Source organism: Allobosea sp. 05T438 (genome assembly GCF_056396025.1).
On record NZ_JBFTKQ010000011.1, the window covers coordinates 100,811 to 125,549 of the forward strand.

Annotated in this window: 22 protein-coding genes and 1 pseudogene; 12 read left to right on the top strand and 11 right to left on the bottom strand. The window is 67.2% G+C overall.

Features of this window, described 5'->3' with window-relative positions; all coding sequences use genetic code 11:
- Positions 1–78 precede the first annotated feature (78 nt).
- The 4 genes from purE to AC1DIN_RS20525 all read left to right on the top strand — a co-directional run bounded on the left by purE (position 79) and on the right by AC1DIN_RS20525 (position 3,171).
- Positions 79–579 carry a 5-(carboxyamino)imidazole ribonucleotide mutase gene (gene purE / locus AC1DIN_RS20510; protein WP_441472937.1) on the top strand — a complete coding sequence of 167 codons (501 nt, stop codon included), beginning with the start codon at positions 79–81 and terminating at the stop codon, positions 577–579.
- Complete coding sequence (locus AC1DIN_RS20515) at positions 576–1,676, top strand: 5-(carboxyamino)imidazole ribonucleotide synthase (RefSeq protein ID WP_476811117.1); 1,101 nt, start codon at positions 576–578, stop codon at positions 1,674–1,676. The genes purE and AC1DIN_RS20515 overlap by 4 nt, the downstream gene beginning before the upstream one ends.
- A 168-nt stretch (positions 1,677–1,844) precedes the next feature.
- Entirely contained in the window at positions 1,845–2,078 is a 234-nt protein-coding gene (rpsU, locus tag AC1DIN_RS20520) for a 30S ribosomal protein S21 (protein WP_441472939.1), read from the top strand.
- 244 nt (positions 2,079–2,322) lie between these two features.
- The gene (locus AC1DIN_RS20525; RefSeq protein WP_441472940.1) at positions 2,323–3,171 is read left to right on the top strand and encodes a tetratricopeptide repeat protein; all 849 of its coding nucleotides are present in this window, start codon (positions 2,323–2,325) and stop codon (positions 3,169–3,171) included.
- Here the strand turns inward: AC1DIN_RS20525 and AC1DIN_RS20530 are convergent, their stop codons facing one another.
- From AC1DIN_RS20530 to AC1DIN_RS20550, 5 genes are all read right to left on the bottom strand, one after another.
- Positions 3,172–4,056: an alpha/beta hydrolase gene (locus AC1DIN_RS20530; RefSeq protein WP_476811118.1), complete on the bottom strand. Its 885-nt coding sequence runs from the start codon at positions 4,054–4,056 to the stop codon at positions 3,172–3,174.
- Positions 4,057–4,187: 131 nt separating this feature from the next.
- The gene (locus AC1DIN_RS20535; RefSeq protein WP_476811119.1) at positions 4,188–5,594 is read right to left on the bottom strand and encodes an NAD(P)(+) transhydrogenase (Re/Si-specific) subunit beta; all 1,407 of its coding nucleotides are present in this window, start codon (positions 5,592–5,594) and stop codon (positions 4,188–4,190) included.
- Between the two features lie 3 nt (positions 5,595–5,597).
- The gene (locus tag AC1DIN_RS20540) at positions 5,598–6,032 is read right to left on the bottom strand and encodes an NAD(P) transhydrogenase subunit alpha part 2 (RefSeq protein ID WP_476811120.1); all 435 of its coding nucleotides are present in this window, start codon (positions 6,030–6,032) and stop codon (positions 5,598–5,600) included.
- A gap of 17 nt (positions 6,033–6,049) precedes the next feature.
- Positions 6,050–7,189: a Re/Si-specific NAD(P)(+) transhydrogenase subunit alpha gene (locus tag AC1DIN_RS20545; RefSeq protein WP_441472944.1), complete on the bottom strand. Its 1,140-nt coding sequence runs from the start codon at positions 7,187–7,189 to the stop codon at positions 6,050–6,052.
- Positions 7,190–7,225: 36 nt separating this feature from the next.
- The gene (locus tag AC1DIN_RS20550; protein WP_441472945.1) at positions 7,226–7,510 is read right to left on the bottom strand and encodes an aa3-type cytochrome c oxidase subunit IV; all 285 of its coding nucleotides are present in this window, start codon (positions 7,508–7,510) and stop codon (positions 7,226–7,228) included.
- Positions 7,511–7,788: 278 nt separating this feature from the next.
- Between AC1DIN_RS20550 and AC1DIN_RS20555 the strand changes: the two genes are divergently transcribed.
- Positions 7,789–8,007: a hypothetical protein gene (locus tag AC1DIN_RS20555; RefSeq protein WP_476811121.1), complete on the top strand. Its 219-nt coding sequence runs from the start codon at positions 7,789–7,791 to the stop codon at positions 8,005–8,007.
- A gap of 5 nt (positions 8,008–8,012) precedes the next feature.
- On the opposite strand, the gene AC1DIN_RS20560 is transcribed toward AC1DIN_RS20555, so the two are convergent.
- Positions 8,013–9,380 (bottom strand): ABC1 kinase family protein, encoded by a 1,368-nt coding sequence (locus AC1DIN_RS20560; RefSeq protein WP_476811122.1) that lies wholly within the window; start codon positions 9,378–9,380, stop codon positions 8,013–8,015.
- 132 nt (positions 9,381–9,512) lie between these two features.
- Between AC1DIN_RS20560 and AC1DIN_RS20565 the strand changes: the two genes are divergently transcribed.
- The gene (locus tag AC1DIN_RS20565) at positions 9,513–9,887 is read left to right on the top strand and encodes a DUF4180 domain-containing protein (protein ID WP_476811123.1); all 375 of its coding nucleotides are present in this window, start codon (positions 9,513–9,515) and stop codon (positions 9,885–9,887) included.
- A 13-nt stretch (positions 9,888–9,900) separates the two neighbouring features.
- On the opposite strand, the gene AC1DIN_RS20570 is transcribed toward AC1DIN_RS20565, so the two are convergent.
- Both AC1DIN_RS20570 and AC1DIN_RS20575 read right to left on the bottom strand, forming a co-directional pair.
- Positions 9,901–10,797 (bottom strand): 3-keto-5-aminohexanoate cleavage protein, encoded by an 897-nt coding sequence (locus tag AC1DIN_RS20570; RefSeq protein ID WP_476811124.1) that lies wholly within the window; start codon positions 10,795–10,797, stop codon positions 9,901–9,903.
- Between the two features lie 47 nt (positions 10,798–10,844).
- The gene (locus AC1DIN_RS20575) at positions 10,845–12,080 is read right to left on the bottom strand and encodes an MFS transporter (RefSeq protein ID WP_476811125.1); all 1,236 of its coding nucleotides are present in this window, start codon (positions 12,078–12,080) and stop codon (positions 10,845–10,847) included.
- Between the two features lie 151 nt (positions 12,081–12,231).
- Between AC1DIN_RS20575 and AC1DIN_RS20580 the strand changes: the two are divergent.
- Positions 12,232–13,853, top strand: a pseudogene (locus AC1DIN_RS20580) (acyl-CoA synthetase).
- Between the two features lie 117 nt (positions 13,854–13,970).
- Here the strand turns inward: AC1DIN_RS20580 and AC1DIN_RS20585 are convergent.
- From AC1DIN_RS20585 to AC1DIN_RS20595, 3 genes are read right to left on the bottom strand one after another with little or no spacing between them, the layout of a single operon-like run.
- Positions 13,971–14,822, bottom strand: a complete 852-nt coding sequence (locus tag AC1DIN_RS20585) for a PCC domain-containing protein (protein WP_476811126.1) — start codon at positions 14,820–14,822, stop codon at positions 13,971–13,973.
- Positions 14,819–16,453, bottom strand: coding sequence for an acyl-CoA synthetase (locus AC1DIN_RS20590; protein WP_476811127.1), 1,635 nt, complete (start codon positions 16,451–16,453; stop codon positions 14,819–14,821). Before AC1DIN_RS20590 ends, AC1DIN_RS20585 begins: the two co-directional genes overlap by 4 nt.
- Positions 16,450–17,337, bottom strand: coding sequence for an IclR family transcriptional regulator (locus tag AC1DIN_RS20595; protein ID WP_476811128.1), 888 nt, complete (start codon positions 17,335–17,337; stop codon positions 16,450–16,452). Before AC1DIN_RS20595 ends, AC1DIN_RS20590 begins: the two co-directional genes overlap by 4 nt.
- 226 nt (positions 17,338–17,563) lie before the next feature.
- On the opposite strand from AC1DIN_RS20595, the gene AC1DIN_RS20600 reads away from it, so the two are divergent.
- The 5 genes from AC1DIN_RS20600 to AC1DIN_RS20620 all read left to right on the top strand — a co-directional run bounded on the left by AC1DIN_RS20600 (position 17,564) and on the right by AC1DIN_RS20620 (position 24,598).
- Positions 17,564–19,432: a TRAP transporter large permease gene (locus AC1DIN_RS20600; protein ID WP_476811129.1), complete on the top strand. Its 1,869-nt coding sequence runs from the start codon at positions 17,564–17,566 to the stop codon at positions 19,430–19,432.
- Positions 19,433–19,493: 61 nt separating this feature from the next.
- On the top strand, positions 19,494–20,513 hold the full coding sequence (locus AC1DIN_RS20605) for a TRAP transporter substrate-binding protein (RefSeq protein WP_441472955.1): 1,020 nt from the start codon (positions 19,494–19,496) through the stop codon (positions 20,511–20,513).
- Between the two features lie 154 nt (positions 20,514–20,667).
- A complete protein-coding gene (locus tag AC1DIN_RS20610) occupies positions 20,668–21,471 on the top strand; it encodes an SDR family NAD(P)-dependent oxidoreductase (protein WP_476765861.1) in 804 nt (267 codons plus the stop codon).
- 215 nt (positions 21,472–21,686) lie between these two features.
- A complete protein-coding gene (locus AC1DIN_RS20615; RefSeq protein WP_441472957.1) occupies positions 21,687–22,553 on the top strand; it encodes a MurR/RpiR family transcriptional regulator in 867 nt (288 codons plus the stop codon).
- Positions 22,554–22,663: 110 nt separating this feature from the next.
- Positions 22,664–24,598, top strand: a complete 1,935-nt coding sequence (locus AC1DIN_RS20620) for a bifunctional 5-dehydro-2-deoxygluconokinase/5-dehydro-2-deoxyphosphogluconate aldolase (RefSeq protein WP_476811130.1) — start codon at positions 22,664–22,666, stop codon at positions 24,596–24,598.
- Positions 24,599–24,739 lie beyond the last annotated feature (141 nt).

Consider the following 24,739-nt stretch of genomic DNA (forward strand, 5'->3'; position numbering starts at 1 on the left):
GGCCCGATTCGCCCTTGCTTACCGAGCGCGGGACGGTCTAGATCGCGCGCTTCCCTAAGCGGAGCCTTGAGCGCATCCATGGCCGAGACCAACCCTCCCGTCGCCATCATCATGGGCAGCCAGTCCGACTGGGCGACGATGCGCCATGCCGCGGAAGCGCTCGACGCGCTCGCCATTCCCTATGACGCCCGCATCGTCTCGGCTCATCGCACGCCCGATCGTCTTTTCGCCTTCGCCAAGGGCGCCAAGGCTGAGGGCTTCAAGGTGGTGATCGCAGGTGCCGGCGGGGCCGCCCATCTGCCGGGCATGACCGCTTCGCTGACGCCGCTGCCGGTCTTCGGCGTGCCGGTCGAATCCAAGGCGCTGTCGGGACAGGACAGCCTGCTCTCCATCGTGCAGATGCCGGCGGGCATCCCCGTCGGGACGCTCGCCATCGGCCGTGCGGGCGCGGTCAACGCCGCCCTTCTCGCCGCTGCAGTGCTCGCGCTTTCGGACGCGAAGCTGGCCGAGCGGCTGGATGCCTATCGCGCCCGACAGAGCGCCGGCATCGCCGAGCGCCCCAGCCGCGAGGACGCATGAGCCCCCCCGTTCCCACCGGCCTTGCGCCGGGCGCCGTGCTCGGCATCCTCGGCGGCGGCCAGCTCGCCCGCATGATGGCGCTCGCGGCCGCCGATCTGGGCGTGCGCTGCCATATCTTCGCGCCCGAGGCCGACAGCCCGGCTTTCGATGTCGCCGCCCGTCACACGATCGCCGAGTATGAGGACGAGGCGGCGCTCGCCGCCTTCGCCGGTGCGGTCGACGTGGTCACTTACGAATTCGAGAACGTTCCCGCCGCGACCGCCGCGTTCCTCGCCGGCCGCACCCCGCTGCACCCCGGCGCCCGCGCGCTTGCGGTCACCCAGGACCGGCTCAGCGAGAAGCGCTTCATCGCCAATCTCGGCCTGCCCGTCGCCCCCTTCCGCGCCGTCGATTCGCAGGCCGATCTCGAGGCTGCAGTCGCCGCCCTCGGGCGCCCCTGCGTGCTCAAGACCCGCCGCTTCGGCTATGACGGCAAGGGCCAGGTCAAGATCGCGCCCGGCAGCGATCTCGGCGAAGCCCACGAAGCGATCGGTCGCTTTCCCGCGATCCTCGAAGGCTTCGTGCCCTTCGTCCGCGAAGTCTCGGTCATTGCTGCCCGCGGGCTGGATGGCGCCTTCGCCGCCTTCGACGTCTGCGAGAACGAGCACCGCGACCACATCCTCGCCTTCACTCATGTGCCGGCGAATCTCTCCGCCGAGGCTTCGCACGCCGCCATCGATGCCGCACACCGCATCGGCGAGGCACTGGGCTATGTCGGCGTTTTCGCCGTCGAGATGTTCGTGCTCGAAGAGGGCGAGGCCGAGCGCATCGTCATCAACGAGATCGCCCCGCGCGTCCACAATTCCGGGCACTGGACCAGCGAAGGCGCGCAGACATCGCAGTTTCACCAGCATGTCCGCGCCGTCTGTGGCTTCCCGCTCGGGTCCGCCACCAGGCGCGGCCATATCGAGATGGAGAATCTGATTGGCGATGCCGCGCTGCGCTGGCGCGAGATCCTCGCCGAGCCCGGCGCTCATCTGCATCTTTACGGCAAGCGCGACGCCCGCCCCGGCCGCAAGATGGGCCACGTCACGCGCATTACCCGCGACGGAGTCTAGGCCTTCGGCACAGCGCCAACCTGAAACCGCCACAAACCCCGGTTTTCACGGGTTTTCGGCGTGGACAGGCAAAATGAATTCTGCTATCCGCACGAACCTTCGAGCGATGTGCCTCGTGTCATCGCCGGCCCTCATTTTTGGATCAACCGCTAAGGACGGACGTTTCACGTGCAGGTTCTCGTTCGCGACAACAATGTCGACCAGGCTCTCCGCGCTCTCAAGAAGAAGATGCAGCGCGAAGGTATCTTCCGTGAGATGAAGCTCCGCGGTCACTACGAGAAGCCCTCCGAGAAGAAGGCGCGTGAGAAGGCCGAGGCCGTCCGTCGCGCTCGCAAGCTCGTCCGCAAGAAGATGCAGCGCGAAGGTCTCCTGCCCGCGCCGGTGAAGCCGAAGCGTCCCTGATCGATTCCCGGGCGGCCATTGAGCCGTCCAGGACCCAGGGCCGATAGCGAAACGCGCCTGGAGACCCCTCCGGGCGCTCTTGCTTTTCAGCCATGTTAACCAAGTTTTGGCGGGTTTCAGGCGTTCTCTTCCGCGAGGCGCTGTCGGTTGGGAGCGCAGAGACGCCGTGTCCGGCCTTGTGCCGGATGAGCCTTCCGCGCGGAGGCCATGCGGCAGGCGAAGCACGGAACCAAAGAGGCAGAGCATGATCCGAGGCAGATATTGGCTGGCCGCCGCCGGCATGGCGCTTGCGCTCGCAGGATGCGACACCGTCTCCGGCCTCTCCTCGCAGCCCGCTATCGCCGAGCTCGACACCCGCGATACCGCCGACGCCAACGTCAATATCGGCTCGCTGACCGAGGTCATCAGCCGCAATCCGAACGACCCCGGCGCCTACAATCTTCGCGGTGCGGCCTATGCCCGCGTCGGCCGCTTCTCCGATGCGATCGGGGACTTCACCAAGGCGGTCCAGCTCGATCCGAACCTCGCCTCGGCCTATACGAATCGCGGCCTGGCACTGCGCCAGAGCGGCCGGAACGACGCCGCGCTCGCGGATTTCAACCGCGCCACGACGGCCAATGCGAATTATGCGCCGGCCTATGTCGCCCGCGCCAACCTGCTGCGCCAGCAGGGCAACAGCCAGCAGGCCATCGCCGACCTCAACACCGCGATCCGCCTCAACCCGGAAGCGGCCGAAGCCTTCCACGCCCGCGGGCTCGTTTACCAGAAGGAAGGCCAGCACCAGCATGCCGTCACCGATTTCGATTCGGTGATCGACCGGAACCCCTACACCGCGCCGCCCTATATCGCCCGCGGCCAGAGCCTGAACGCGCTCGGCAAATACGACGCGGCGCTGGAGGATTTCACCGCCGCGCTCAACGTCGACAACCGCAATGCCGATGCCTGGGCTGGCCGCGGCTTCGCCTTCGAGAAGCTCGGCAAGAAGACGGAGGCTTCGGAGGCCTATCAGCGTGCGCTCAGCCTCGACGGCAACAACGCCCAGGCTCGCGCAGGCCAGTCACGTCTCGGCGGCGGCGGCTTCTTCCGCAGCTGATCACGGCGCGGAGCCGGCCCTGGTTGCCGGCTCGCCCACCGTCCGGGTTTCGGCCCCGCTCAGCCTGCCTCCCGCGACATCGGCGAGGAAGCGTCGCACCTCGGCGAGCGAGCCATATTGCGGCAGATCCTCGTGCCCGCCATAGGGAAAGCGCAGGAAACGCTTCGGCGCGTTGGCGAGCTCATAAAGAGCCCTCCCTTGGGCGAAGGGAATGACCTTGTCCCGCTCGCCATGCATGACGAGCAAAGGCGTCTTGAGGCGCCCGACGACCTCATCCGAGTGGAACTGGTCCTTCATGAACGATCCGACCGGGGCGTAAGGATAGCGTTCCTGCGCGACGGCGGCGATCGAGAGGTAAGGCGCCTCCAGCACCACGGCCTTGAGCGGCACCTCCGCCGCCAGTTTCAGCAGCACGCCGGTCCCAAGCGACTCGCCGTAGCCGACCAGCCGCCCCGTGCCGAAACGGTCTGCGGCAGCGCCATAGGCGGCCCGGGCATCCTGCAGCAGCCCCTCCTCGCTCGGGCTGCCGGTCGAGCCGCCATAGCCGCGATAGCTCACCGCGAAGAGCCCCGTGCCATCCTCCGTCAGCGCCCGGAATCGCCCCACCCGGCCGGCCCGCGCGAGATTGCCGGCATTGCCGTGGAAATAGAGCAGGACCGGCTTGTCGGCCCGCGGCGGCACGATCCAGGCGATGAGCCGCTCGCCATCCGCGGTCGCGATGGTCGCCTCCTCGGCCGCGACGAGGCCCGCCGTGGCAATGTCTGCCTTCGCTGGATCGCGCGGATACAACAGCTCCCGCTGCCGGGCGTAGAGCATGCCGAGCATCGCGAGATAGCCGGCGACACCCAGAACTGCGATCAGCTTCAGAAGGCGCAGGACGATCACGACGGCACGCCCGGAAAGCGAAAGGGCCGGCGATCAAGCCGGCCCTTTGCAGCAATCCGATGACGGCGGGGCGTTTCGCCTGGAACCAGTCCGCATCGCAAAAGTGGCGCCACTTTTGCGGGGGCGTGTTCTCAGTGCGCCATCGCCTTGACGATCTCGTCGGTGACCTTCTTGGCGTCGCCGAACAGCATCATCGTGTTGGGCCGGAAGAACAGCTCGTTCTCGACGCCGGCATAGCCAGCCGCCATGCCGCGCTTGATGAAGATCACGGTCTTGGCCTTCTCGACGTCGAGAATCGGCATGCCGTAGATCGGCGAGGACTTGTCGGTCTTGGCCGCCGGGTTGGTGACGTCGTTGGCGCCGATGACGAAGGCGACATCGGCCTGGCCGAATTCCGAGTTGATGTCCTCCAGCTCGAAGACCTCGTCATAAGGCACGTTGGCTTCGGCCAGCAGCACGTTCATGTGGCCGGGCATGCGGCCCGCCACCGGGTGGATGGCGTATTTGACCTCGACGCCCTCCTTCTTCAGCGTGTCCGCCATTTCGCGCAGCGCATGCTGCGCCTGGGCCACCGCCATGCCGTAGCCCGGCACGATGATGATCTTGCCGGCGTTCTTCATGATGTAGGCAGCGTCGTCCGGCGAGCCCTGCTTGACCGGCCGCGCCTCGGCCGCGCCGCCCGCGCCAGCCGCTGCATCGTCGCCGCCGAAGCCGCCGAGAATGACGGAGATGAAGCTCCGGTTCATCGCCTTGCACATGATGTAGGACAGGATCGCGCCGGAGGAGCCGACCAGAGCGCCGGTGATGATCAGCGCCATATTGCCGAGCGTGAAGCCGATGCCGGCCGCAGCCCAGCCGGAATAGGAGTTCAGCATCGAGACCACGACCGGCATGTCGGCGCCGCCGATCGGGATGATCAGCAGGATGCCGAGAGCCAGCGAAACCACGACGATCAGCCAGAAGACCGCATGGCTCTCGCTCTTGATGAAGATCGCGAGCAGCACGACGAGCGCGATGCCGAGGCCGATATTGATGCCGTGGCGCTGCGGCAGCATGATCGGCTTGCCGCTCATCCGCCCGTCGAGCTTGAGGAAGGCGATGATCGAGCCGGTGAAGGTGATCGCGCCGATCGCGACGCCGAGCGCCATCTCGAACAGGCTCGAGCCGTGGATCGCGCCGGTGCGGCCGATACCGAAGGCGTCCGGGGCGTAGAGCGCCGCCGCCGCCACCAGCACGGCGGCGAGGCCGACCAGCGAGTGGAAGAAGGCGACGAGCTGCGGCATCTGCGTCATCTGCACGCGCTTGGCCATATAGGCGCCGGCGCCGCCGCCGATGGCGATGCCGACCACGACCAGCAGCCAGCCGGAGAAGCCGGCAGGCGGGAAGAACAGCACGGTCGTGACGATGGCGATCGCCATGCCGATCATGCCGTAGCGGTTGCCCTGTCGCGAGGTCGTCGGATGCGACAGGCCCCGCAGGGCCATGATGAAGAGGACGCCCGAAACGACGTAGAGGAGGGCTGAGAGGTTCGCGGCCATGCGTCAGCCCTTCTTCTTGTACATCGCGAGCATGCGCTCGGTGACGAGGAAGCCGCCGAAGATGTTCACCGAGGCCAGGATCAGCGCGACGAAGCCGAAGAGCTTGGCCCAGATCGGCCCGTCGCCCAGCGCATCCGCCGCCGAGACGCCGACCGCCAGCAGGGCGCCGACGACGATGACCGAGGAGATCGCGTTGGTGACCGACATCAGCGGCGTGTGCAGCGCCGGCGTCACCGACCAGACGACGTAATAGCCGACGAAGACGGCGAGCACGAAGATGGCGAGGCGGAACACCGTCGGATCGACGCCGCCGGTTGCGATGCTGGCGGCAGCTGCAGCCTGGTCGGCGTAGCGCTCGGCGAGCTCGGCCGCCTGTTTGGCGAGAGCGGCCGCGTTGCGGGCCTGTTCCAGAGCCTGTTCGGGAGAGGGAGTTGCCATGGTCGGAATTCCTTCGCTCAGGCCTTCGGCGCGAAATTCGGATGGATGACGGCACCGTCCTTCGTCAGGGCGGTCGCCTTGACCAGCTCGTCGTCCCAGTTCACCGCGAGTTTCTTCTCGGCCTTGTCGATCAGCGTCTCGACGAAGGCGAAGAGGTTCTTGGCGTAGAGCGAGGAGGAGGTCGCGGCCAGGCGCCCGGGCACGTTGAGATGGCCGACGATCTTGACGCCGTTGTCCGTCGTCACGACCTCGCCGGGCTTGGCCAGTTCGCAGTTGCCGCCGCGCTCGACCGCGAGGTCGACGATCACGGAACCGGGCTTCATGCTCTCCACCATTGCCGCCGAAATCAGCTTCGGCGCCGGGCGGCCCGGGATCAGCGCGGTGGTGATGACGATGTCCTGCTTGGCGATGTGGCTGGCTGTCAGCTCCGCCTGCTTCGCCTGGTACTCCTTGGACATCTCCTTGGCGTAGCCGCCCGCCGTCTGCGCCTGCTTGAACTCCTCGTCCTCGACGGCGAGGAACTTGGCACCGAGCGATTCGACCTGTTCCTTCGTGGCGGGGCGCACGTCGGTAGCCGTGACGATAGCGCCGAGGCGGCGCGCGGTGGCGATCGCCTGCAGGCCGGCGACGCCGACGCCCATTACGAAGATCTTCGCGGCCGGCACGGTGCCCGCCGCCGTCATCATCATCGGCAGCGCACGGCCGTATTCGCCCGCCGCGTCGATCACGGCGCGGTAGCCGGCAAGATTCGCCTGCGAGGAGAGCACGTCCATCACCTGGGCGCGGGTGATGCGCGGCATGAACTCCATGGCGAAGGCCGCGACATTGGCCTTGGCCAGCGCCTCGACCTGCGCCTCGTTGCCGTAGGGGTCCATCGTCGCGATGACGAGTGCGCCCGCCGGCAGGCCGGCTATCTCGGCCTCGCCCGGGCGCCGCACCTTCAGCACGATCTCGGCGCCCTTCAGCGCCTCCTCGGCCGTCTTCGCGATCGTTGCGCCAGCTGCCTCATACTCCGCATCGGGGATGCCGGAGGTTTTGCCCGCCCCAGCCTGGATCACCACCTCGGCTCCAAGGCCTTTGAACTTGCGGACGGTCTCCGGCGTCGCGGCGACGCGGGTTTCCGCCCCTTGCGTTTCGGCTGGGACAGCAATGCGCATGGTGGGGCAGGCCTTTCCGGCGTTATGGGAAGACGGTCAGAGCAGCAGGAGGGCGAGCAACATCAGGACCAGCGCGACGACCGGCGCGCGCCACGAGATCGAGGGAGCAGCAATGCCGACACCGGCGCCGATCACCGCAAGAATCGTTCCGATCAGCGCAGTGCCCCAGGCATGTTTGGAGCCACCGACCGCGAGCGCCGCGACGATCGCGAGACAGGCGACGGTGCCGACCTCGGCGAAGTGCACGAAGCCGGTATAGGTGCGCTCGTGCTCCTCGTAGTCCATCGCGGGGATGTCGGCATGCTGGGCGTGGTCGGCCATGGTCTCGATCCTGAAAAAGACACAGTCTCTCTAAGCCTGTAGCGCACCCGCGACGGACGGGCAACGCACCAGCGCAACGCACCCCGGCACGACATCGTTCAGCGGGCGCTTGCTCGACTAATAGCGACGCCCTGACGGCAATTCAATCGATTTAAAGAACACAAGTTGCCCCGTGTCCGCCAACCCCGCATGATCGCCGTTAACATCGTTTCGGCGCGGGCAAGGACGGCCCTCCCGATCTCGGCTAAACCTCTCGCGACGGAGTGGAGACGCTTGTCGTGAACGATCCTGGAAAGGATAGCAGCAAGGACGATCCCTTTGCCCTCGACCCCGCCCTGCGGGAGAAGGCCAGGCGCTGGTTCGCCGAGGCGCGAGAGCAGACCAAACGCGACGAAGAGGAGATCGCCGCCTGGCGTCGCGACAACGGCCCGGCCGGGGGCGATGGAGGAAGCGGCGATTTCGGCGGCGATGGCGGGGACTGCGGGGGCGGCGACTGAACCGGTCAGGGCTGCGCCTTCAAACCCGCATCCGCCAGCGCCGCGCCCTGCCGCTCGGCGACACCCACCAAGGAAAAGCCTTCGATTTCCGCCTCGAACAGCCGGTGGAAGTTCAATTCGGCGTCGAGATGCAGGAAGACGCCGCCGAGCCCGATCGCGGCGCGGTCCATGAAGACGAATTCGCGCGGCACCGTCACCGGCCCGCGCCGCTTCAGCGCCTGATGCACCTGGAAAGCCTGCTTGCGGCCATATTCGGCCGGGCTGACATCTTCGGCGATGCGCCGTGTCCGGTCTTCCAGCAGCGGCCCGTAGATGAAGCGCGCCCAGATGTTGAGCGTGTCGACGAGGTCCTTGGTCAGCCCCTTGAAGCCCCAGGTCTCGTAGGCATGGACGACCCGTGCCTCCTCGCCGTCCCGCAGCCCCTGATAGAGATCGACCACCCCCCCGACGAAGGACGGCGGGAAGATGCGGATGCAGCCATAGTCGAGCAGGTTGATGCCTTCAGGCTCCCCGTCCTCCGAGAACACCGTGTAGTTGCCGAGATGCGGATCGCCATGGATGACGCCGTGATGGCTGAAGGGGCGCCACCAGGCCTTGAACATCGCTGTCGAGATGCGGTCGCGCGCCTGCTGCCCATCCTGCTTGTGCGAGAGGATCGGGCTGCCGTCGAGCCAGTGCATGGTCAGGAGGCGCCGGGTCGAGAGCCCCGCCTCGACCGCCGGCACGCGCACTTCCGGCGTATCCGCGAGAATGGCTTGATAAAGCGCGATGTGCCGGGCTTCGCGGCGATAGTCGAGCTCTTCGCGGACGCGCGCCCCGATTTCCTTGGCGATCTCGCTGGTATCAATCACAGCCCCCATCCGCCGGTGCAGCGCGAACAGCACCTCGAGCTGCGCGATATCAGCTTCGACTGCTGATTCCATGTCGGGATATTGCAGCTTGCAGGCCAGCGGCGCGCCGCCCAGCGTCGTCGCGCGATGCACCTGGCCGAGCGAGGCCGCGGCGGCCGGCTTCAGGTCGAATTCGCCGAAGCGCTCGCGCCATTGCGGGCCGAGCTCGGCCATCATCCGGCGCTTCACGAAGGCGGCGCCCATCGGCGGCGCCTGCGACTGCAGCTTCTGCAGCTCGGCGGCGTATTCGGGCGGCACGACGTCGGGGATGGTGGCGATGAGCTGCGCCACCTTCATGATCGGGCCCTTCAGCCCGCCGAGAGCCCGGGCCAGCGCCTCGGCATTAGAGGCGTCCCGCCCCTCCACCCCGAAGAGCCGGGAGCCGGCGATCCGCGCCGCCACCCCGCCGACATTGGCGCCGACGCGGGCATATCGCGCGGCACGGGCGGAAAGTCGATTGGCTTCGCTATCGCGTTCGGACATCGGCTCGCTTTCGCGGATCGCTCGTCCCCAGCATTTAAGACGCCGTCGCCGTCATTCCAATGCGGCAGCTTGGCCAACGGCTCCGCAGACGCCCAGCTTGTCACCGCTGGCGGGCGCCACTAGGCAGGAGCCATGTCTCGACTGATCGAAATCGGCGGCACCCGCGCCCTCCTCTTCGCCAGCACCGGACCGCTCCTGGCCAGCCCGGGCGACTCGAATGACTTCATCGGCGAGGCCTGGTCCGTCAGCGCCGACCTGCTCGCGATCCCCATCGAGCGTCTCGGCCCGGACGTGCTGAACCTGCGCACGCGCGTCGGCGGCGAGATCTTCCAGAAATTCGCGAATTATCGCCTGCGCTGCGCGATCGTCGGCGACATCAGCGCTGCCCTCGATGGCAGCGGCGCCCTGCGCGATTTCGTGCGCGAGACCAATGACGGCCCGGCGCTCTGGTTCGTCCGGGATATCGATCAGCTGCGCGCCCGGCTCGAAGCCGAAACCGCCGCCTAGCGATCGAAAGCCATCAAGAGCCGCTTACCGCGTCACGCGCCGCGAGATCGGCGCGCACCTCGGCGACGCTCGCCGGGCGGCCTCCCGCGGCCTCGACCTTGCGGACGAGATCTGCGATCAGCGCCGCATTGCTGCGTATCTCACCGAAGGGTGCATCCTCCAGCCCGCCGCGGACATGGATGCCGCGCGCAACGGCGGGCGCGATCAGCCCGGAGAGGTCGACGCCGAGCCCGGCGATCATCACCGGCGCATCGGGCGCATCCTCCGCCAGCAGCTTCAGATGAGCCTCCAGCGCCCATTCGCGCGGCGGAAAGCCCCAGGCGAAGGCGTCGGAGAACATCAGCCGGTAGATCGGTGTCGGCATGCCCGGATAGACTTGGGCCAGCGCAGCGCCCAATCGCGTGAAGCCCGGCTCGTAGATCGCATAGCTCGGATGAATCTTGTGGCGCTCAGCCACCTCCATCCCCTCGCGGATATGCTCGCCGGGGTTCTGGTAGATGAAGCCGGCCTCGCCCTGCGGGATGCCGGCGAAACTCGTCCAGTTGCAGGAACCGGGATCGAGCACGCCCCACTCGACCAGCCCGCGCTTCGCCAGTTCCTCGAGATGGGTGTAGCGGCCGGAACCGTGCATGTCGCCGGCGTAGGCGGAGCCGAGGATCGGGATCGTCGGATAGATGATGGCGTCGACCTTGGCGCGGATGCCCTCGATCGCCTGCGCATAGAGCTGCCAGTCGTCGCGCTGCCTGCCGGTCGCGACATCGTATACGTGGAGATGGACGATAGCCGCACCCGCCTCGGCAGCCGCAATGCCATCGGCGACGATGTCGGGAATGGTGATCGGGATGCCCGGCTGGCGCTCCTTGCCCCAGGGTCCGTTGATCGCAGCTTCGATCCAGATCGGCTTGGTCATGAGCTTATCCTTCCCGCAAGCCGCATGCGATCGAGCTGTCTGAACGGCTACGCGGCAAAGATCTCTTTTTCCGCCGGTATGATGCCAGCAGGCCTTCGCGCCCATCTTCCATCGAAAGCCAGCGTCGCCACAAGCCACAGCACCAGCGCGAGAATCGCCGTGGTTCCCAAGGTCAGGAACGCAGCCGGGTATCCGAACGCCTGCGCGACCGAGCCGCCGAGCGTCGGGCTGAGTGACGCACCGATGCCCTGTATGGTCATGACCGCGCCCAATCCCACATTGAAATGTCCGCTGCCCCGCAGAATGCCCGCGACGAGGCCCGGTAGGGCAACGCCGAGAAGCCCCGCCCCGACTCCGTCGAGAATCTGCACGGGCACGAGAACCCAATAGCCTTGGAAGCTCGCAGCGATGAGCCCGCGCAATGGCAGCGCGACGAGGGCGAGCACGATCACGATCCAGTACCCCCTGCGCTGCGCCAGCCGGGCGGCGAGGAGTGCCATCGGGATCATGGTCAGTTGCGCCACCACGACGGTCAAAGCGGTCGCCGCGCTCGGGTCGCCCTCGCCTCGGGCCACAATCGCTTGCCCGAGGAGCGGCAGCATCGCGCCATTGCCGAGATGGAAGAGCAGCATCACCAGCGCGGTCACCACCAGCGGCGTCGAGGTCAGCAACACCCGCCAGCCGGAGCCATCGCGTTCTTCGGCGTCCTGTGCCTCACAGCCACGCGCCGCTTCGTGATCGATGGCATCCGCAGGGATGCAGAGCGTCGCCGCGATCGCGCCGACCGCCATCGCGGCCATGAACCAGAACACCGCCTGCAAACCGAAGACGTAGCCGAGGCCGCCGCCGGCCAGCGCCGCGAACATGTTGCCGCCGTGATTGAACGCTTCGTTGCGGCCGAGCTGCTTTGCGAACCCGGCCTGCCGGACGAGCCCAAGCGTGATCGCAGCGATGGCCGGCGCGATGACGGCACCGGCGACGCCCTGTACGATCTGCGCCCCGAGCGTCACCGAGAGGCTGGGGACGTAAAGCATGGTCAGGCTCGCCACGATGATGGCGAGCGAGGCCGCGATCATCACCGCGCGTTTCGCCCGCGTCGCGTCGACGAAGGCTCCCAGCGGCGTCGTCGCGACCATCCCGGCGAGCCCGCCGACCGTCATGACGAAACCGATGTCCTGCGGCCCCCAGCCCTTCTCCTGCAGATAGACCCCGAGGAAGGGGCCGAGCCCGTCCCTGACATCGGCCATGAAGAAATTGAGGGCGTTCAGGGCCGGCAGGGACATCGGATTTCTTCCGCAGGGGGCGGCGGCAGAACGTCCGGAAAGGACGCCGGTTCCCGCAACGGCACGGTGCATGAAAATGCCGGGCGCGTGCCTTGCCGCGTGCTCGTATGGAGGCTCTAGTTGCGGCAGACGATAATGCCGGAGTGAGGACATGCTCGAACGCGGCACGACCTATGACGACACGCAGCGCCGCTTCGCCTGGCGCATTCCCGAGCGCTTCAACATCGGCACGGCCTGCTCGGACGCACATGCCGACGGCACCGGCAAGCCGGCGCTGATCTTCGAGGAGGACGGCGGCAAGGTCGCGACGCTCTCCTTCGACGATCTCTCCCGCGCCTCGAACCGCTTCGCCAATCTGCTCAACGCTCACGGCATCCGGCCGGGCGAGCGCGTCGGCATCCTCTTGCCGCAATCGCCGCAGACCGCGATCGCCCATCTCGGCGCCTATAAGCTGGGCGCCATCGCGCTGCCGCTCTTTATCCAGTTCGGTCCCGAGGCGCTGGAGCACCGCCTCGGCCATAGCGGCGCCAGCGTGCTCGTCACCGATGCCGAGAATATCGACAAGGTTGAGGCCATCCGCGACGCCCTGCCGGGCCTGCGCCGGATATTCGTCGTCGGCGGTGCCGGCCATCTCGATTTCGAGGCGGAGATGGCGAAGGCCTCCGACAGCTTCACTCACGCCGATACCCGCGCCGACGACCCGGCCGTGATCATCTACACCTCCGGCACGACGGGAAAGCCGAAGGGCGCGCTGCATGCCCACCGCGTCCTGCTCGGCCATCTGCCTGGTGTGCAGATGCCGCAGGAGTTCTTCCCGCAGGCCGGCGATCTGTTCTGGACGCCGGCAGACTGGGCCTGGATCGGCGGTTTGCTCGATGTGCTCCTGCCCAGCCTCTATTGCGGCGTGCCCGTGCTGGCCTCCCGCGCCCGCAAATTCGACCCCGAGGCCGCCTTCGCCCTGATGGCGCGCCACAAGGTGCGCAACGCCTTCCGCCGACCGCGCTCAAACTGATGCGGCAGGTCGGCAATCCCAAGCGCTTCGGCTATGCCATGCGCTCGATCGGCACCGGCGGCGAGACGCTGGGCGCCGACATGCTGGACTGGAGCCGCGAGACCTTCGGTTTCCCGGTCAGCGAGTTCTACGGCCAGACCGAAGCGAACCTGCTCGTCGCCAATTGCGCCAGCCTCTATCCCGTGAAGCCGGGCTCGATGGGCCGCGCCGTGCCCGGCCACCGCGTCGCGGTGATCTCGTCGGAAGGGCGCGAACTACCAGATGGCGAGCAAGGTCTGATCGCAGTCGCCAAACCCGATCCGGTGATGATGCTGGAATACTGGAACCAGCCCGAGGCGACGGCGGCGAAATTCATAGGCGACTGGCTGGTCACTGGCGACAGCGGCGCGCGCGACGAGGACGGCTATTTCTGGTTCCAAGGCCGCGACGACGACATCATCTCTTCCGGCTCCTACCGTATCGGGCCCGGCGATATCGAGGACTGCATCATCCGTCATCCCGCCGTGCTGATGGTCGCGGTCGTCGGCGTGCCCGATCCCGTCCGCACCGAGATCGTCAAGGCCTTCGTCCTGCCGAAGCCGGACGTGACGCCCTCGGCCGAACTGGCAGCCGAGATCCAGGCCTTCGTACGCGACCGGCTGGCGGCTTACCAATACCCGCGCGAGGTCCAATTCGTGACGGAACTGCCGCTGACCGCGACGGGGAAGATCATGCGCAAGGATTTGCGCAATCGCGAGATCGAGAAGCAGCGCGGCGGCTAGCACCACCGTCATGCTCGGGCTTGACCCGAGCATCTCAGGCCGGAAGAGACTCCCGCACCTTGTTCGGCAAGCGATTCTCGGGTCTGCGCTGCGCTTCGCCCGAGAATGACGAGGTGGTTACAGCGCCTCCAGGACCAGCTCGAAAGTCATAAGCACCGGGTTGTCGCCGCGGATCAGCCGCCCGCTCGCCAGCGCACCGCTGTAATCGACCAGCGCCACGTCGATCGCCGCCCGCAAACCGTCGCCGCCATCCGTGAAGCGCCCCTCGGTGATCGCAACCTCCGTAGCGAAGTTCTCGACCGCCCCGCCATCCGTGAACCGCGCCCCGATTGTCGAGCCGACGCCGCCATGGATCACCGCCTCGCGGATGCCGCGCTCGGCGCAGAACGCTTCCAGAACCCTGCAGAAATCGACATTCGGCTTCACCCGCAGCGCGAAGAAGCGCCCCTCCCCCGCCGCGCCTGACGGCGCCGGCTTCGGCCCGAACAGCTTGAAATGGGTCTCGCCGTCCGGCTCGGCGACGAAGGTCGCACCGTCGAGTCCGATGGCCGGCACGGTGATCGTCTCGGCGACCGTCGTCTCATCAGGCAGGATGTGCCCGCCGCTGCGCTTGCCGTCGCCTTCCGTCCAGAGCGCATGAGCGTGGAAGAAAGGCGCCCCGTCACGCTGGCCGAAGGTCATTGCGCCCACCTCGATGCGCGCGCCGCCTTCTGGCCGGAAGGTCTCGCTGTAGAATGCGGCATGCTCCGGCGTCTTCGACAGGGCCGGCATCACATAGGCAAAGGGCAAGAGCTTCAGCCCGTCGAGCTTCACCATGCCCGAGGCGAACCCCTCTGCCGCGAAACCGCTCCTCACCGCCTCCAGCAATGGCACACCAGCTGGCAACATCAGCGAAAAAGCGCGCCCGCCGCATTCCACCCATTGGATGCGCTCGGGCGTGCCGGTGCCGGGCTGCTCGATGCGCCTCATGACGCCTTCCCCTTCAGAAAATCGAGCTCGCCGCGCTTCTCCAGCTCGTCCTTGACCAGACGCTTCGGCACCTTGCCATAGCCCGATTTCGGCAGGGACTCCCAGAACAGGAAGCGCTTCGGCATCTTGTAGCGGGCGATCTTCGGCCCGAGGAAATCCGCGATCTCGGCCTCTGTCGCGCTCTGGCCGGGCCGGTTGACGCAGACCGCGATGCCGATCTCGCCCCAGACCGGATCGGGCACGCCGAGCACCGCGACCTCCGCGATCGCCGGATGGGTCAGGATCTTCTCCTCGATCTCGCGCGGATAGATATTGGAGCCGCCGGAGATGTACATGTCCGAGGCCCGGCCGGTGATGTAGACGAATCCCTGCTCGTCCATGTGACCGAGATCGCCGGTGCGGAACCAGCCGTCGCGGAAGGATTTCGCGTTGGCTTCCGGGTTGTCGTAATAGCCTGCGAAGACCGCGGGCCCGATCACGCAGATTTCGCCCTGAACGCCCGGCTCGACCTCCTTGCCGTCCTCATCCTGGATCTGCACCTGCATGCCCGTGCGCTCGAAGCCGCAGGTGCCGATGCGGGCATTCGGCCCGTCCTCGGCCTCGTGCAGGGCCGGCGGCAGCACGGTGATGTTGCCGGTGACTTCGCCCAGCCCGAAATACTGCACGATCACCTTGCCGAGCTTCTTCAGCGCCGCCTTCTGGTCCTCGCGATACATCGGCGCGCCCGCATAGATGATGTAGCGCAGGCTGGAGTGATCGTGCTGGTCGGCGGCGGGATGCTCGACCAGCATCTTCAGGATCGTCGGCACGGTGAAGATGTTGCTGACGCGGTGCTTGGCGATCAGGCGATAGGCCTCGTCGATGTCGAAGCGTTCGGTCGGCAGCAGGATCGAGGCGGCGCCCCGCGCCGAGATCACCAGCTGGTGCACGCCCGCGCCATGCGAAAGCGGCGCCACCACCAGCGAGGCATCGGCCTCGGTCGAGCCCGGCACGAGGTCGCAGAGATGGTTGGTGATGACGAAGCCCATCTGGCCGTGGGTCAGCACCGCGGCCTTGGAGCGCCCCGTCGTGCCCGAGGTGAAGAAGAACCAGCAGGGATCGCCATGCTCGACCGCAGCGTTCTCGACCTTCTCGCCGCGATGGCGTTCGATCACCGCGCCGACCTCGTCTTCGCCGAAGACGCCCGCTCCGATCCGCCAGGTGAACTCCGGCGCGGGGCTCGAAGCAGCGACAGCCGCCGCATGCTCCGGGAAATCGCCATGGCAGAGGAAACCTTTCGCCCCCGAAGCCGTGGCGAGATAGGCGACCTCGTCGGGCAGAAGGCGGAAATTGGTGGGCACCCAGACGGCGCCGAGCCGGAAGGTCGCGAACATCGAGACGAACATCGCGTCGCAATTCTTGGAATGGACGAGCAGGCGGTCGCCCTTGCCGATGCCGCGCGCCCGCAGGCCTGCCGCCAGCGCCGAGACCTGCGCATCGATCTCGGCCCAATCGAGGGTCTTTTCGCCCCAGATGAAGGCGGGATGCCCGGCCAGGCGGCGCGCATTCTGCGTCACGATATGGGCGAGGTTCATCACCCGCCGCGTCATCGGCACGACGCCCCCGATGGGGGCTGCGGTTGCGGAGCTCATCTTGCGGCTCTCCCTGTCTCGATCTGTCGTGGCGCGGCCGCCACAATGGGCTTGCTGCCCTGCTTGGAAACGAACATCTGCGCCAGCAGCGCTTCCATCCGCGCGGCCTCGCGTGCCAGCAGCCGCGAAAGCTCCTCCTGCCGGGCCGGCGCCATGCGGCTGTCGATCGCGGCAATCGAGAAGGCCCCGGCGACGCGCCCGTCCGGATAACGGAAAGCCCGCCCGACGCCCCAGGAACTGGCGACGAGCCGGCCGGGGTTGAGCGAGAAGCCACGCTCGCGGGTCTCGGCGATATCGACCCTCAGCGCGTCCGGCGCAAAGCCGGGGTAGCGCGCCAGCAGCGCCGCTTCGTTGGCGGCGATAATGCGGTCAACATCTTCGTCCGGCAGCGCGGCGAGGAGCGCGAGCGCGCCGGCGCCGACGCCGAGCGGATGCTGGTCACCGGTCTGCAGCGCATGGGTGCGCACCGGATAGGTGCCCTCCTCCCGGTGCAGGCAGATCGCGTAGTTCTCGCGCCGGATGGTGAGAAAGCTCGTATCCTGCGTCTCGCCCGAAAGCCGGCGCAAGCTGTCCATCGCCAGCTCGAGCAGGCCGTGGCGGCGCGCCGCCAGCACGCCCAGCACGAAAGCCTCCTCGCCAAGGCAATAACGGCGCGTCTGCGGCTCCTGTTCGACCAGCCCGGCCCGCATGAGGGCCAGCAGCAGCCGGCGCGTGGTCGGCTTGTTGAGCCCACTGCCGGAGACGATCTCGCCGAGCGGCAGGCCTTCGGCCGGCTCCCGCCCGATCAGCGAGAGCAGCCCGAGCGCACGGTCGACGCTCTGCGAGCCGGACAGGCCGGCTTCGGGCGCGGAACTCTGCGGCAAGCGTTCCTCCTGATAGTCCATATCATGGACCTTGTTCTTATCGCCTGAGCCTAGATTGGCGCATTGCCGATTGCAACGCCGCCTTCGACGTGTAAATCTGCCGACCGTCCGCTGCTCACAGTATGGACCGAAATCGACGCCGGCGACCCACAAGATCGGCGCGAAGGGAGGATGAACGATGGCCCTCGTGGCAACCTGCGTAGCGGGCGCAAGCGCGCGCCGTCCGAGCTTCGGCTGAGGCCGCGGCATGGTCGATGTCGCCGATACCCTGACGATCCCCGAGAATCTGAGCGAGAACGCCGACGCGCGTCCGGGCTCCGCCATCATGCGCCCGGTCGAGATCGCCGCCGCCGCGCTGGTCGCCTTCATCATCGGCGTGCTGCTGCTCGGCGTCGTCTCGCGCTATGTCTTCTCGCTGCCCTTCGTCTGGGTCGACGAGGTCGCCTCGATCGCCTTCATCTGGCTCGCCATGCTCGGCGCCGCCATTGCGGTCGACCGCAACGAGCATCTGCGATTGACGCTCTTCGTCGGCATGATGCCCACGAGGCTGCGCGAATTCGTCGAGACACTGGCGCTGACCGCCGTGGCCGCCTTCCTGGCCGCGATGGTCGACCCGGCCATCGAATATGCGGTGGAAGAGAGCTACGTCACCTCGGCCGCGCTCAACATTCCCGTCAGCTGGCGCGTCTCGGCCCTCGCCGTCGGCATCGTGCTGATGGCGCTGCTCACCCTGCGCTATCTGTTCAAGACCGCGCGCCTGGTCGACATCGCCGCCGCGGCCCTCGTCGTCGGCGGGTTCGGTCTCGCCTTCTGGCTCCTCGGGCCGACGCTGAAGGGGCTCGGCTACTATAACATCCTGATCTTCCTGATCGGCGTCGTCGCCGCCTGCCTCGTCGCGGGCGTTCCCATCGCCTTCTGCTTCGGGCTGGGCACGCTCGCCTTCCTCGCCTTCTCGACCAACGTCCCGATCATCGTCATGGTCGGGCGCATGGACGAGGGCATGTCGAGCCTCATCCTGCTATCCGTGCCCATCTTCGTGCTGCTCGGCTGCATCCTCGACGCCACCGGAATGGGCAAGGCGATCGTCGATTTCCTCGCATCGCTGCTCGGCCATGTCCGCGCCGGCATGTCCTATGTCCTGCTCGGCTCGCTCTACCTCGTCTCGGGCATTTCGGGTTCCAAGGTCTCGGACATGGCGACGGTCGCGCCGGCACTGTTCCCGGAGATGAAGCGGCGCGGCTACAAGCCCAAGGACCTGATCGCGCTGCTCTCCACCGGCGCCGCGATGGCCGACACCGTGCCGCCCTCGATCGTGCTGATCGTGCTCGGCTCGGTCGCCGGCGTCTCGATCGCCGGCCTGTTCAATGCCGGCTTCGTCATCGCCGGCGTGCTGCTGGTCGCGCTCGCGGGCCTCGCCCGCTGGAAGGCGGCGGCGGAGGACATGAAGGGCGTGCGCCGCGCTCCGCTCGCGGTCATCGGCAAGGTCGCGCTCGTCGCGGCTCCCGCCCTGGTCCTGCCCTTCATCATCCGTGCCGCGGTCGGCGGCGGCGTCGCAACCGCGACCGAAGTCTCGACCATCGCGGTGCTTTATGCGCTCGTCATCGGCATCGTCCTCTATGGCGGCATCGGCCCGCGCAAGTTCTACGCGATGCTGGTCGAGACGGCGGCGCTCTCCGGCGCGATCCTGATGATCCTCGGCACGGCGCTCGCCATGGCCTGGGCCCTGACCCAGACCGGCTTCGCCCGCGACCTCGCCAGCTTCATGGCGCATCTGCCCGGCGGCTGGCTCAGCTTCATGGCGGTGTCGATCGTCGTCTTCATGATCCTCGGCTGCGTGCTGGAAGGCCTGCCGGCGATCGTGTTGCTGGCGCCCTTGATGTTCCCGATCGCCAAGAGCCTCGGCATCAACGACGTGCACTATGCGATGGTCGTGGTCACCGCGATGAATATCGGCCTGATGGCGCCGCCGATCGGCATCGGTTTCTACATCGCCTGCAAGATCGGCAACGTCTCGCCTGACGAGGCAATGGGCGCGATCTGGCCCTATCTCATCGCCCTGCTCGTTGGCCTCGTCGTCATCGCCCTCGTCCCAGGCCTCTCGACCTGGGTGCTGTGAAGCTCACCGCTAACCATAAGAAACCCGCAAGACAACCGACGTTCTCAAGGAGAAAACGCCCATGACCATCTCGCGCCGCACCCTGCTCCAGGCGACAGCCGCCGCCTCCGCCATCGGCACCTTCCATATTGGCCGCGCCAACGCGCAGGCCGCCGAGTTCACCTACAAATACGCCAACAACCTGCCCGTCGCGCACCCGATGAACACCCGCGCCAACGAGGCCGTTGCGAAGATCAAGGAAGAGACGAAGGGCCGCGTCGACATCCAGATCTTCCCGAACAACCAGCTCGGCTCCGACACGGACATGCTGAGCCAGGTCCGCTCGGGCGGCGTCGAGTTCTTCACCCTCTCGCCGCTGATCCTGTCGACGCTGGTCGCCAACGCCTCGCTCTCGGGCATCGGCTTCGCCTTCCCGAACTATGACGCGGTCTGGAAGGCGATGGACGGCGAGCTCGGCGCTTACGTCCGCGGCCAGATCAACAAGGCCAACCTCGTCGTCATGGACAAGATCTGGGACAACGGCTTCCGCCAGATCACCTCGTCCAAGGGCCCGATCAACACGCCCGACGACCTCAAGGGCTTCAAGATCCGCGTGCCGGTCTCCCCGCTCTGGACCTCGATGTTCACCGCGCTCCAGTCGGCACCGGCCTCGATCAACTTCGCCGAGGTCTACACCGCGCTGCAGACCAAGATCGTCGACGGCCAGGAGAACCCGCTCGCGATCATCTCGACCGCCAAGCTCTTCGAGGTGCAGAAGTACCTCTCGCTGACCAACCATATGTGGGACGGCTTCTGGTTCCTGGCCAACCGCCGCGCCTGGGAGAAGCTGCCGGAAGACCTGCGCGCCATCGTCGCCAAGAACATCAACGCCGCCGCGCTGCTGGAGCGCCAGGACGTCGCCAAGCTCAATGCCGGCCTGCAGGGCGAGCTCGCCTCCAAGGGCATGACCATCAACGAGACCAAGGCCGACGCCTTCCGCGACGCTCTGCGCAAGGCCGGCTTCTACGCCGAGTGGAAGAAGAAGTACGGCGACGAAGCCTGGGGCATCCTGGAGAAGGCCGTCGGCAGCTCGCTGAGCTGATCGGCCAACGACCGCTCCGCGGTCATCCCGGACAAGCTGCGAAGCCGCGCCGATCCGGGATCCATGCCTGAACCGTTCCGGCATGGATCCCGGGTCTTCGCTTCGCTCCGCCCGGGATGACTGCGCTCGTTTCTATTGCTGGAAGAATGACACCATGGCCGACCGGCTGAAGGGCAAGATCGCGATCGTCTTCGGCGCCGGCTCCTCCGGCCCCGGCTGGGGCAACGGCAAGGCCGCCGCCGTCGCCTATGCCCGCGAGGGCGCCGGCGTCGCCTGCATCGACCTGAACCTGGCAGCAGCGGAAGAGACCGCCGCGATCATCGCCGGAGAAGGCGGCAACGCCCTGGCGCTGGCGGCCGATGTCACCAACCTCGCCTCGGTCGAGGCCTGCGTCGCGGACGCTGCGCAGCATTTCGGCCGCATCGACATCCTCCACAACAATGTCGGGGTCACCCATATGGGCGGCCCGGTCGAGCTGTCGGAGGAGCAGTTCAACGCCTCGCTCCAGCTCAATCTCGGCTCGGTCTATCGCTGTGCCAAGGCCGTGATTCCGCAGATGCTGAAGAGCGGCGGCGGCGCGATCGTCAACATCTCCTCGCTCGCCGCCATCCGCTGGACCGGCTATCCCTATTTCGCCTACTACGCCACCAAGGCGGCGGTGAACCAGGCGACGGTGGCGCTCGCGATGCAGTACGCGAAGCAGAACATCCGCGCGAACTGCATCATGCCCGGCCTGATCGACACGCCGCTGATCTACAAGCAGATCTCCTCGCAATACGCCTCCGTCGAGGAGATGGTCGCCGCCCGTGACGCGCAGGTGCCGATGGGCAAGATGGGCACGGCCTGGGACATCGCCAACGCCGCCGTCTTCCTCGCCTCGGACGAGGCCAAGTTCATCACCGGCGTCTGCCTGCCGGTCGATGGCGGCCAGAGTTGCACCGCCGGCCTGCCGGGCTGAGCCACGGCGGCGTTCCCGGGCGAAGCGAAGCGGAGGCACGGGAATTTCGTGCCGGGAAAGCAGCTGGAATCTCCTGCGGCAAGAGATGCTCGGGTCAAGCCCGAGCATGACAGCCCCCTTCCCCGGTCGATTGTTCATTCCCCTATTGGAACGCTTGCTCCATTTCCGCTTCGCTGCCAGAACTGTCGCAACGGGGACGGCAACGGGAATCCAGGATGAGCGAAACCGCCGTTGCGGAACTGCCGCGTGATTTCGACGGCCTGCGCACGCTGATTCTCGCCCAGCGCGAGAGCCTGCCCAAGCGCATCGCCCAGATCGCGGCCTATGCGCTCGACAATCCCGACGAGATCGCCTTCGGCACCGCCGCCAGCATCGCTGTCTCGGCCGGCGTGCAGCCCTCGACGCTGATCCGCTTCGCCCAGCATCTCGGCTTCGACGGCTTCACCAGCCTGCAGGGCGTCTTCCGCGAGCGGCTGCGCGAGCGCAATTCGAGCTATGAGGAGCGGCTCAACACGCTGCGCGCCGGCGAGGACGCGGCCGCTGGCAATCACCGCATCCTCGACGGCTTCCTGACCGCCTCGCGCAAATCGCTCGACGTGATGAGCCGCTCGCTCGACCACGGAGCGCTCGACCACGCGATCGCGACGCTGGCCGAGGCCGAGACGATTTATATCCTCGCCCGCCGCCGCTCCTTTCCGGTCGCGAGCTACCTCGCCTACGCGCTCGGCAAGCTCGAGGTGCGCAACCAGCTGGTCGAATCCGCGGCGGGCCTGAGCCCCGAGATCATCTCCTTCGCCACGCCGGGGGATGCCGCCCTCGTCGTCAGCTTCTCGCCCTATACGCCGGCGACGATCGAGGATGCGCGCGGCCTCGCCGAGCGGGGCGTGCCGGTTGTCGCCATCACCGACAGCGCCTTCTCGCCCCTCGCCAGTTTCGCGCAGACCTGGTTCGAGGTGGCCGAGGCGGATTTCGGCGGCTTCCGCACGCTGTCCTCGACCATGGCGCTCGCCATGGCGCTCGCCGTCGGCATCGGCGATGCCCGCCGCGCCGGGCGCGGCCGTCGCCGCCGCTCGCGTGAGTAGGAACAAGTATTCCGCATTGACGGCGTAATGGAATTATTATTTCATACCGTCAGCGCGGAGCCGTTCGGCCGACCGCGCCTCACAAGAAGCGACAAGGCCTGGAGGAACATATGACGGGACCGCTCGGCGGATCGGCGCAGGCGCTCGACGTCATCACCATCGGCCGCGCTTCGGTCGATCTCTACGGCCAGCAGATCGGCTCGCGGCTGGAGGATGTCACCAGCTTCGCCAAGTCGGTGGGCGGCTGCCCGGCGAACATCGCCATCGGCACGGCGCGGCTCGGCCTGCGCTCGGCCCTGCTCACCCGCGTCGGCAACGAGCAGTTCGGCCGCTTCCTGCGCGAGCAGCTCGCCCGCGAAGGCGTCAATCTCGACGGCCTCAAGACCGACTCCGAACGCCTCACCGCACTCGCCATCCTCTCGGTCGAGAGCGACAAATCCTTCCCGCTGCTGTTCTACCGCGAGAACTGCGCCGACATGGCGCTGGAGGAAGGCGACATCGACCCCGCCTTCATCGCGAAGGCCCGCGCCGTCGTCGTCACCGGCACGCATTTCGCCCGGCCCAAGCCCGAGGCCGCCCAGCGCAAGGCGATGAAGCTGATGCGCGAGAACGGCGGCAAGGTCGTGCTCGATATCGACTACCGACCTAATCTTTGGGGCCTTGCCGGCCACGACGCCGGCGACAACCGCTACATCGCCTCGCAGGCCGTCTCCGAGCGGATGAAGACCGTGCTGCCCGGCTGCGACCTGATCATCGGCACCGAGGAAGAGGTGCTGATCGCCTCGGGCGAGAGCGAGCTCTTGCAGGCGCTGAGGACAATCCGCTCCATCACCCCCGCCACCATCGTGCTCAAGCGCGGCCCGATGGGCTGCATCGTCTATGAAGGCGCGATCCCGGACGATCTCGAGGACGGCATTGTCGGCAAGGGCTTCCCGATCGAGGTCTACAATGTGCTCGGCGCCGGCGACGCCTTCATGTCCGGCTTCCTGCGCGGCTGGCTCGGGGGCGAGAGCCTCCAGACCGCCGCGACCTGGGCCAATGCCTGCGGCGCCTTCGCCGTCTCGCGCCTGCTCTGCTCGCCGGAGAGCCCGACCTTCGAGGAGTTGCAGTATTTCCTTGGGAATGGCAGCCCGCACCGCGCCTTGCGCAAGGACGAGGCCATCAACCACATCCACTGGGCGACGACGCGCCGGCGCGACATCCCCTCGCTGATGGCGCTCGCCTGCGACCACCGCATCCAGCTGGAAGAGCTTGCCGCGAAGCTCGGTGCCGACCCCGCCCGCATCCGTGACTTCAAGGTCCTCGCGGTCAAGGCTGCCGCCCGGGTCGCCGATGGCCGGCCCGGCTACGGCATGCTGCTCGACGAGAAGCATGGACGCGAGGCGATGTTCGAATTCGCGCGTCATCCCTTCGCCTGGCTCGGCCGCCCGGTCGAGCTGCCGGGATCGCGCCCGCTGCGCTTCGAGACGAGCCAGGACATCGGCTCGCTGCTGCCGGAATGGCCGGTCGACCACTGCATCAAGGCTCTCTGCTTCTATCACCCGGACGATTCCGAAGAGCTGAAGCAGGCACAGCAGGACAAGCTGCGCGGTCTGTTCGAGGCGGCGCGCAAGGTCGGCCGCGAATTGCTGATCGAGATCATCGCCAGCAAGAACGGCCCGCTGGGGCCGGACACGATCGCTCGCGCGATGGAGGAGATCTACGCGCTGGGCATCAAGCCGGACTGGTGGAAGCTCGAGCCGCAATCCTCTCCAGCCGCCTGGGCGGCCATCGAGAAGACCATCGCGAAGCACGATCCCTGGTGCCGCGGCGTGCTCCTGCTCGGGCTCGACGCCCCTGCCGAGGAGCTGGAGGCAGGCTTCGCCGCCACGGCCGCCGCCCCCATCGTCAAGGGCTTCGCCGTCGGCCGCACCATCTTCATGGCCGCAGCGGAAGGCTGGCTCGCCGGCAAGCTCGACGACGAAGCCGCCATCGCCGACATGGCCCGGCGTTTCGAGGCACTGACCGACCTCTGGCTTGCCACGCGCGGCCGCAAGGCGGCGTAGGCTCGGTGCTGCACTTTCATCCTCGCGGGTCATCCCGGACAAGCCGCGATAGCGGCGCCGATCCGGGATCCATTCCGGAGCTTTCATCGGTTAGGCTCCGGAATGGATCCCCGGTCTCGCTTCGCTCGTCCGGGATGACAT

Coding starts and splice junctions, on each gene's coding strand:
- AC1DIN_RS20515 (WP_476811117.1), top strand. CDS start 576: ATGAGCCCCCCCGTTCCCACCGGCCTTGCGCCGGGCGCCGTGCTCGGC.
- AC1DIN_RS20590 (WP_476811127.1), bottom strand. CDS start 16,453: ATGAGCTCCGCAACCGCAGCCCCCATCGGGGGCGTCGTGCCGATGACG.
- AC1DIN_RS20595 (WP_476811128.1), bottom strand. CDS start 17,337: ATGGACTATCAGGAGGAACGCTTGCCGCAGAGTTCCGCGCCCGAAGCC.
- AC1DIN_RS20615 (WP_441472957.1), top strand. CDS start 21,687: ATGAGCGAAACCGCCGTTGCGGAACTGCCGCGTGATTTCGACGGCCTG.
- AC1DIN_RS20605 (WP_441472955.1), top strand. CDS start 19,494: ATGACCATCTCGCGCCGCACCCTGCTCCAGGCGACAGCCGCCGCCTCC.
- purE (WP_441472937.1), top strand. CDS start 79: ATGGCCGAGACCAACCCTCCCGTCGCCATCATCATGGGCAGCCAGTCC.
- AC1DIN_RS20570 (WP_476811124.1), bottom strand. CDS start 10,797: ATGACCAAGCCGATCTGGATCGAAGCTGCGATCAACGGACCCTGGGGC.
- AC1DIN_RS20575 (WP_476811125.1), bottom strand. CDS start 12,080: ATGTCCCTGCCGGCCCTGAACGCCCTCAATTTCTTCATGGCCGATGTC.
- AC1DIN_RS20545 (WP_441472944.1), bottom strand. CDS start 7,189: ATGCGCATTGCTGTCCCAGCCGAAACGCAAGGGGCGGAAACCCGCGTC.
- AC1DIN_RS20540 (WP_476811120.1), bottom strand. CDS start 6,032: ATGGCAACTCCCTCTCCCGAACAGGCTCTGGAACAGGCCCGCAACGCG.
- AC1DIN_RS20620 (WP_476811130.1), top strand. CDS start 22,664: ATGACGGGACCGCTCGGCGGATCGGCGCAGGCGCTCGACGTCATCACC.
- AC1DIN_RS20560 (WP_476811122.1), bottom strand. CDS start 9,380: ATGTCCGAACGCGATAGCGAAGCCAATCGACTTTCCGCCCGTGCCGCG.
- AC1DIN_RS20610 (WP_476765861.1), top strand. CDS start 20,668: ATGGCCGACCGGCTGAAGGGCAAGATCGCGATCGTCTTCGGCGCCGGC.
- AC1DIN_RS20585 (WP_476811126.1), bottom strand. CDS start 14,822: ATGAGGCGCATCGAGCAGCCCGGCACCGGCACGCCCGAGCGCATCCAA.
- AC1DIN_RS20535 (WP_476811119.1), bottom strand. CDS start 5,594: ATGGCCGCGAACCTCTCAGCCCTCCTCTACGTCGTTTCGGGCGTCCTC.
- AC1DIN_RS20550 (WP_441472945.1), bottom strand. CDS start 7,510: ATGGCCGACCACGCCCAGCATGCCGACATCCCCGCGATGGACTACGAG.
- AC1DIN_RS20525 (WP_441472940.1), top strand. CDS start 2,323: ATGATCCGAGGCAGATATTGGCTGGCCGCCGCCGGCATGGCGCTTGCG.
- AC1DIN_RS20565 (WP_476811123.1), top strand. CDS start 9,513: ATGTCTCGACTGATCGAAATCGGCGGCACCCGCGCCCTCCTCTTCGCC.
- AC1DIN_RS20600 (WP_476811129.1), top strand. CDS start 17,564: ATGGTCGATGTCGCCGATACCCTGACGATCCCCGAGAATCTGAGCGAG.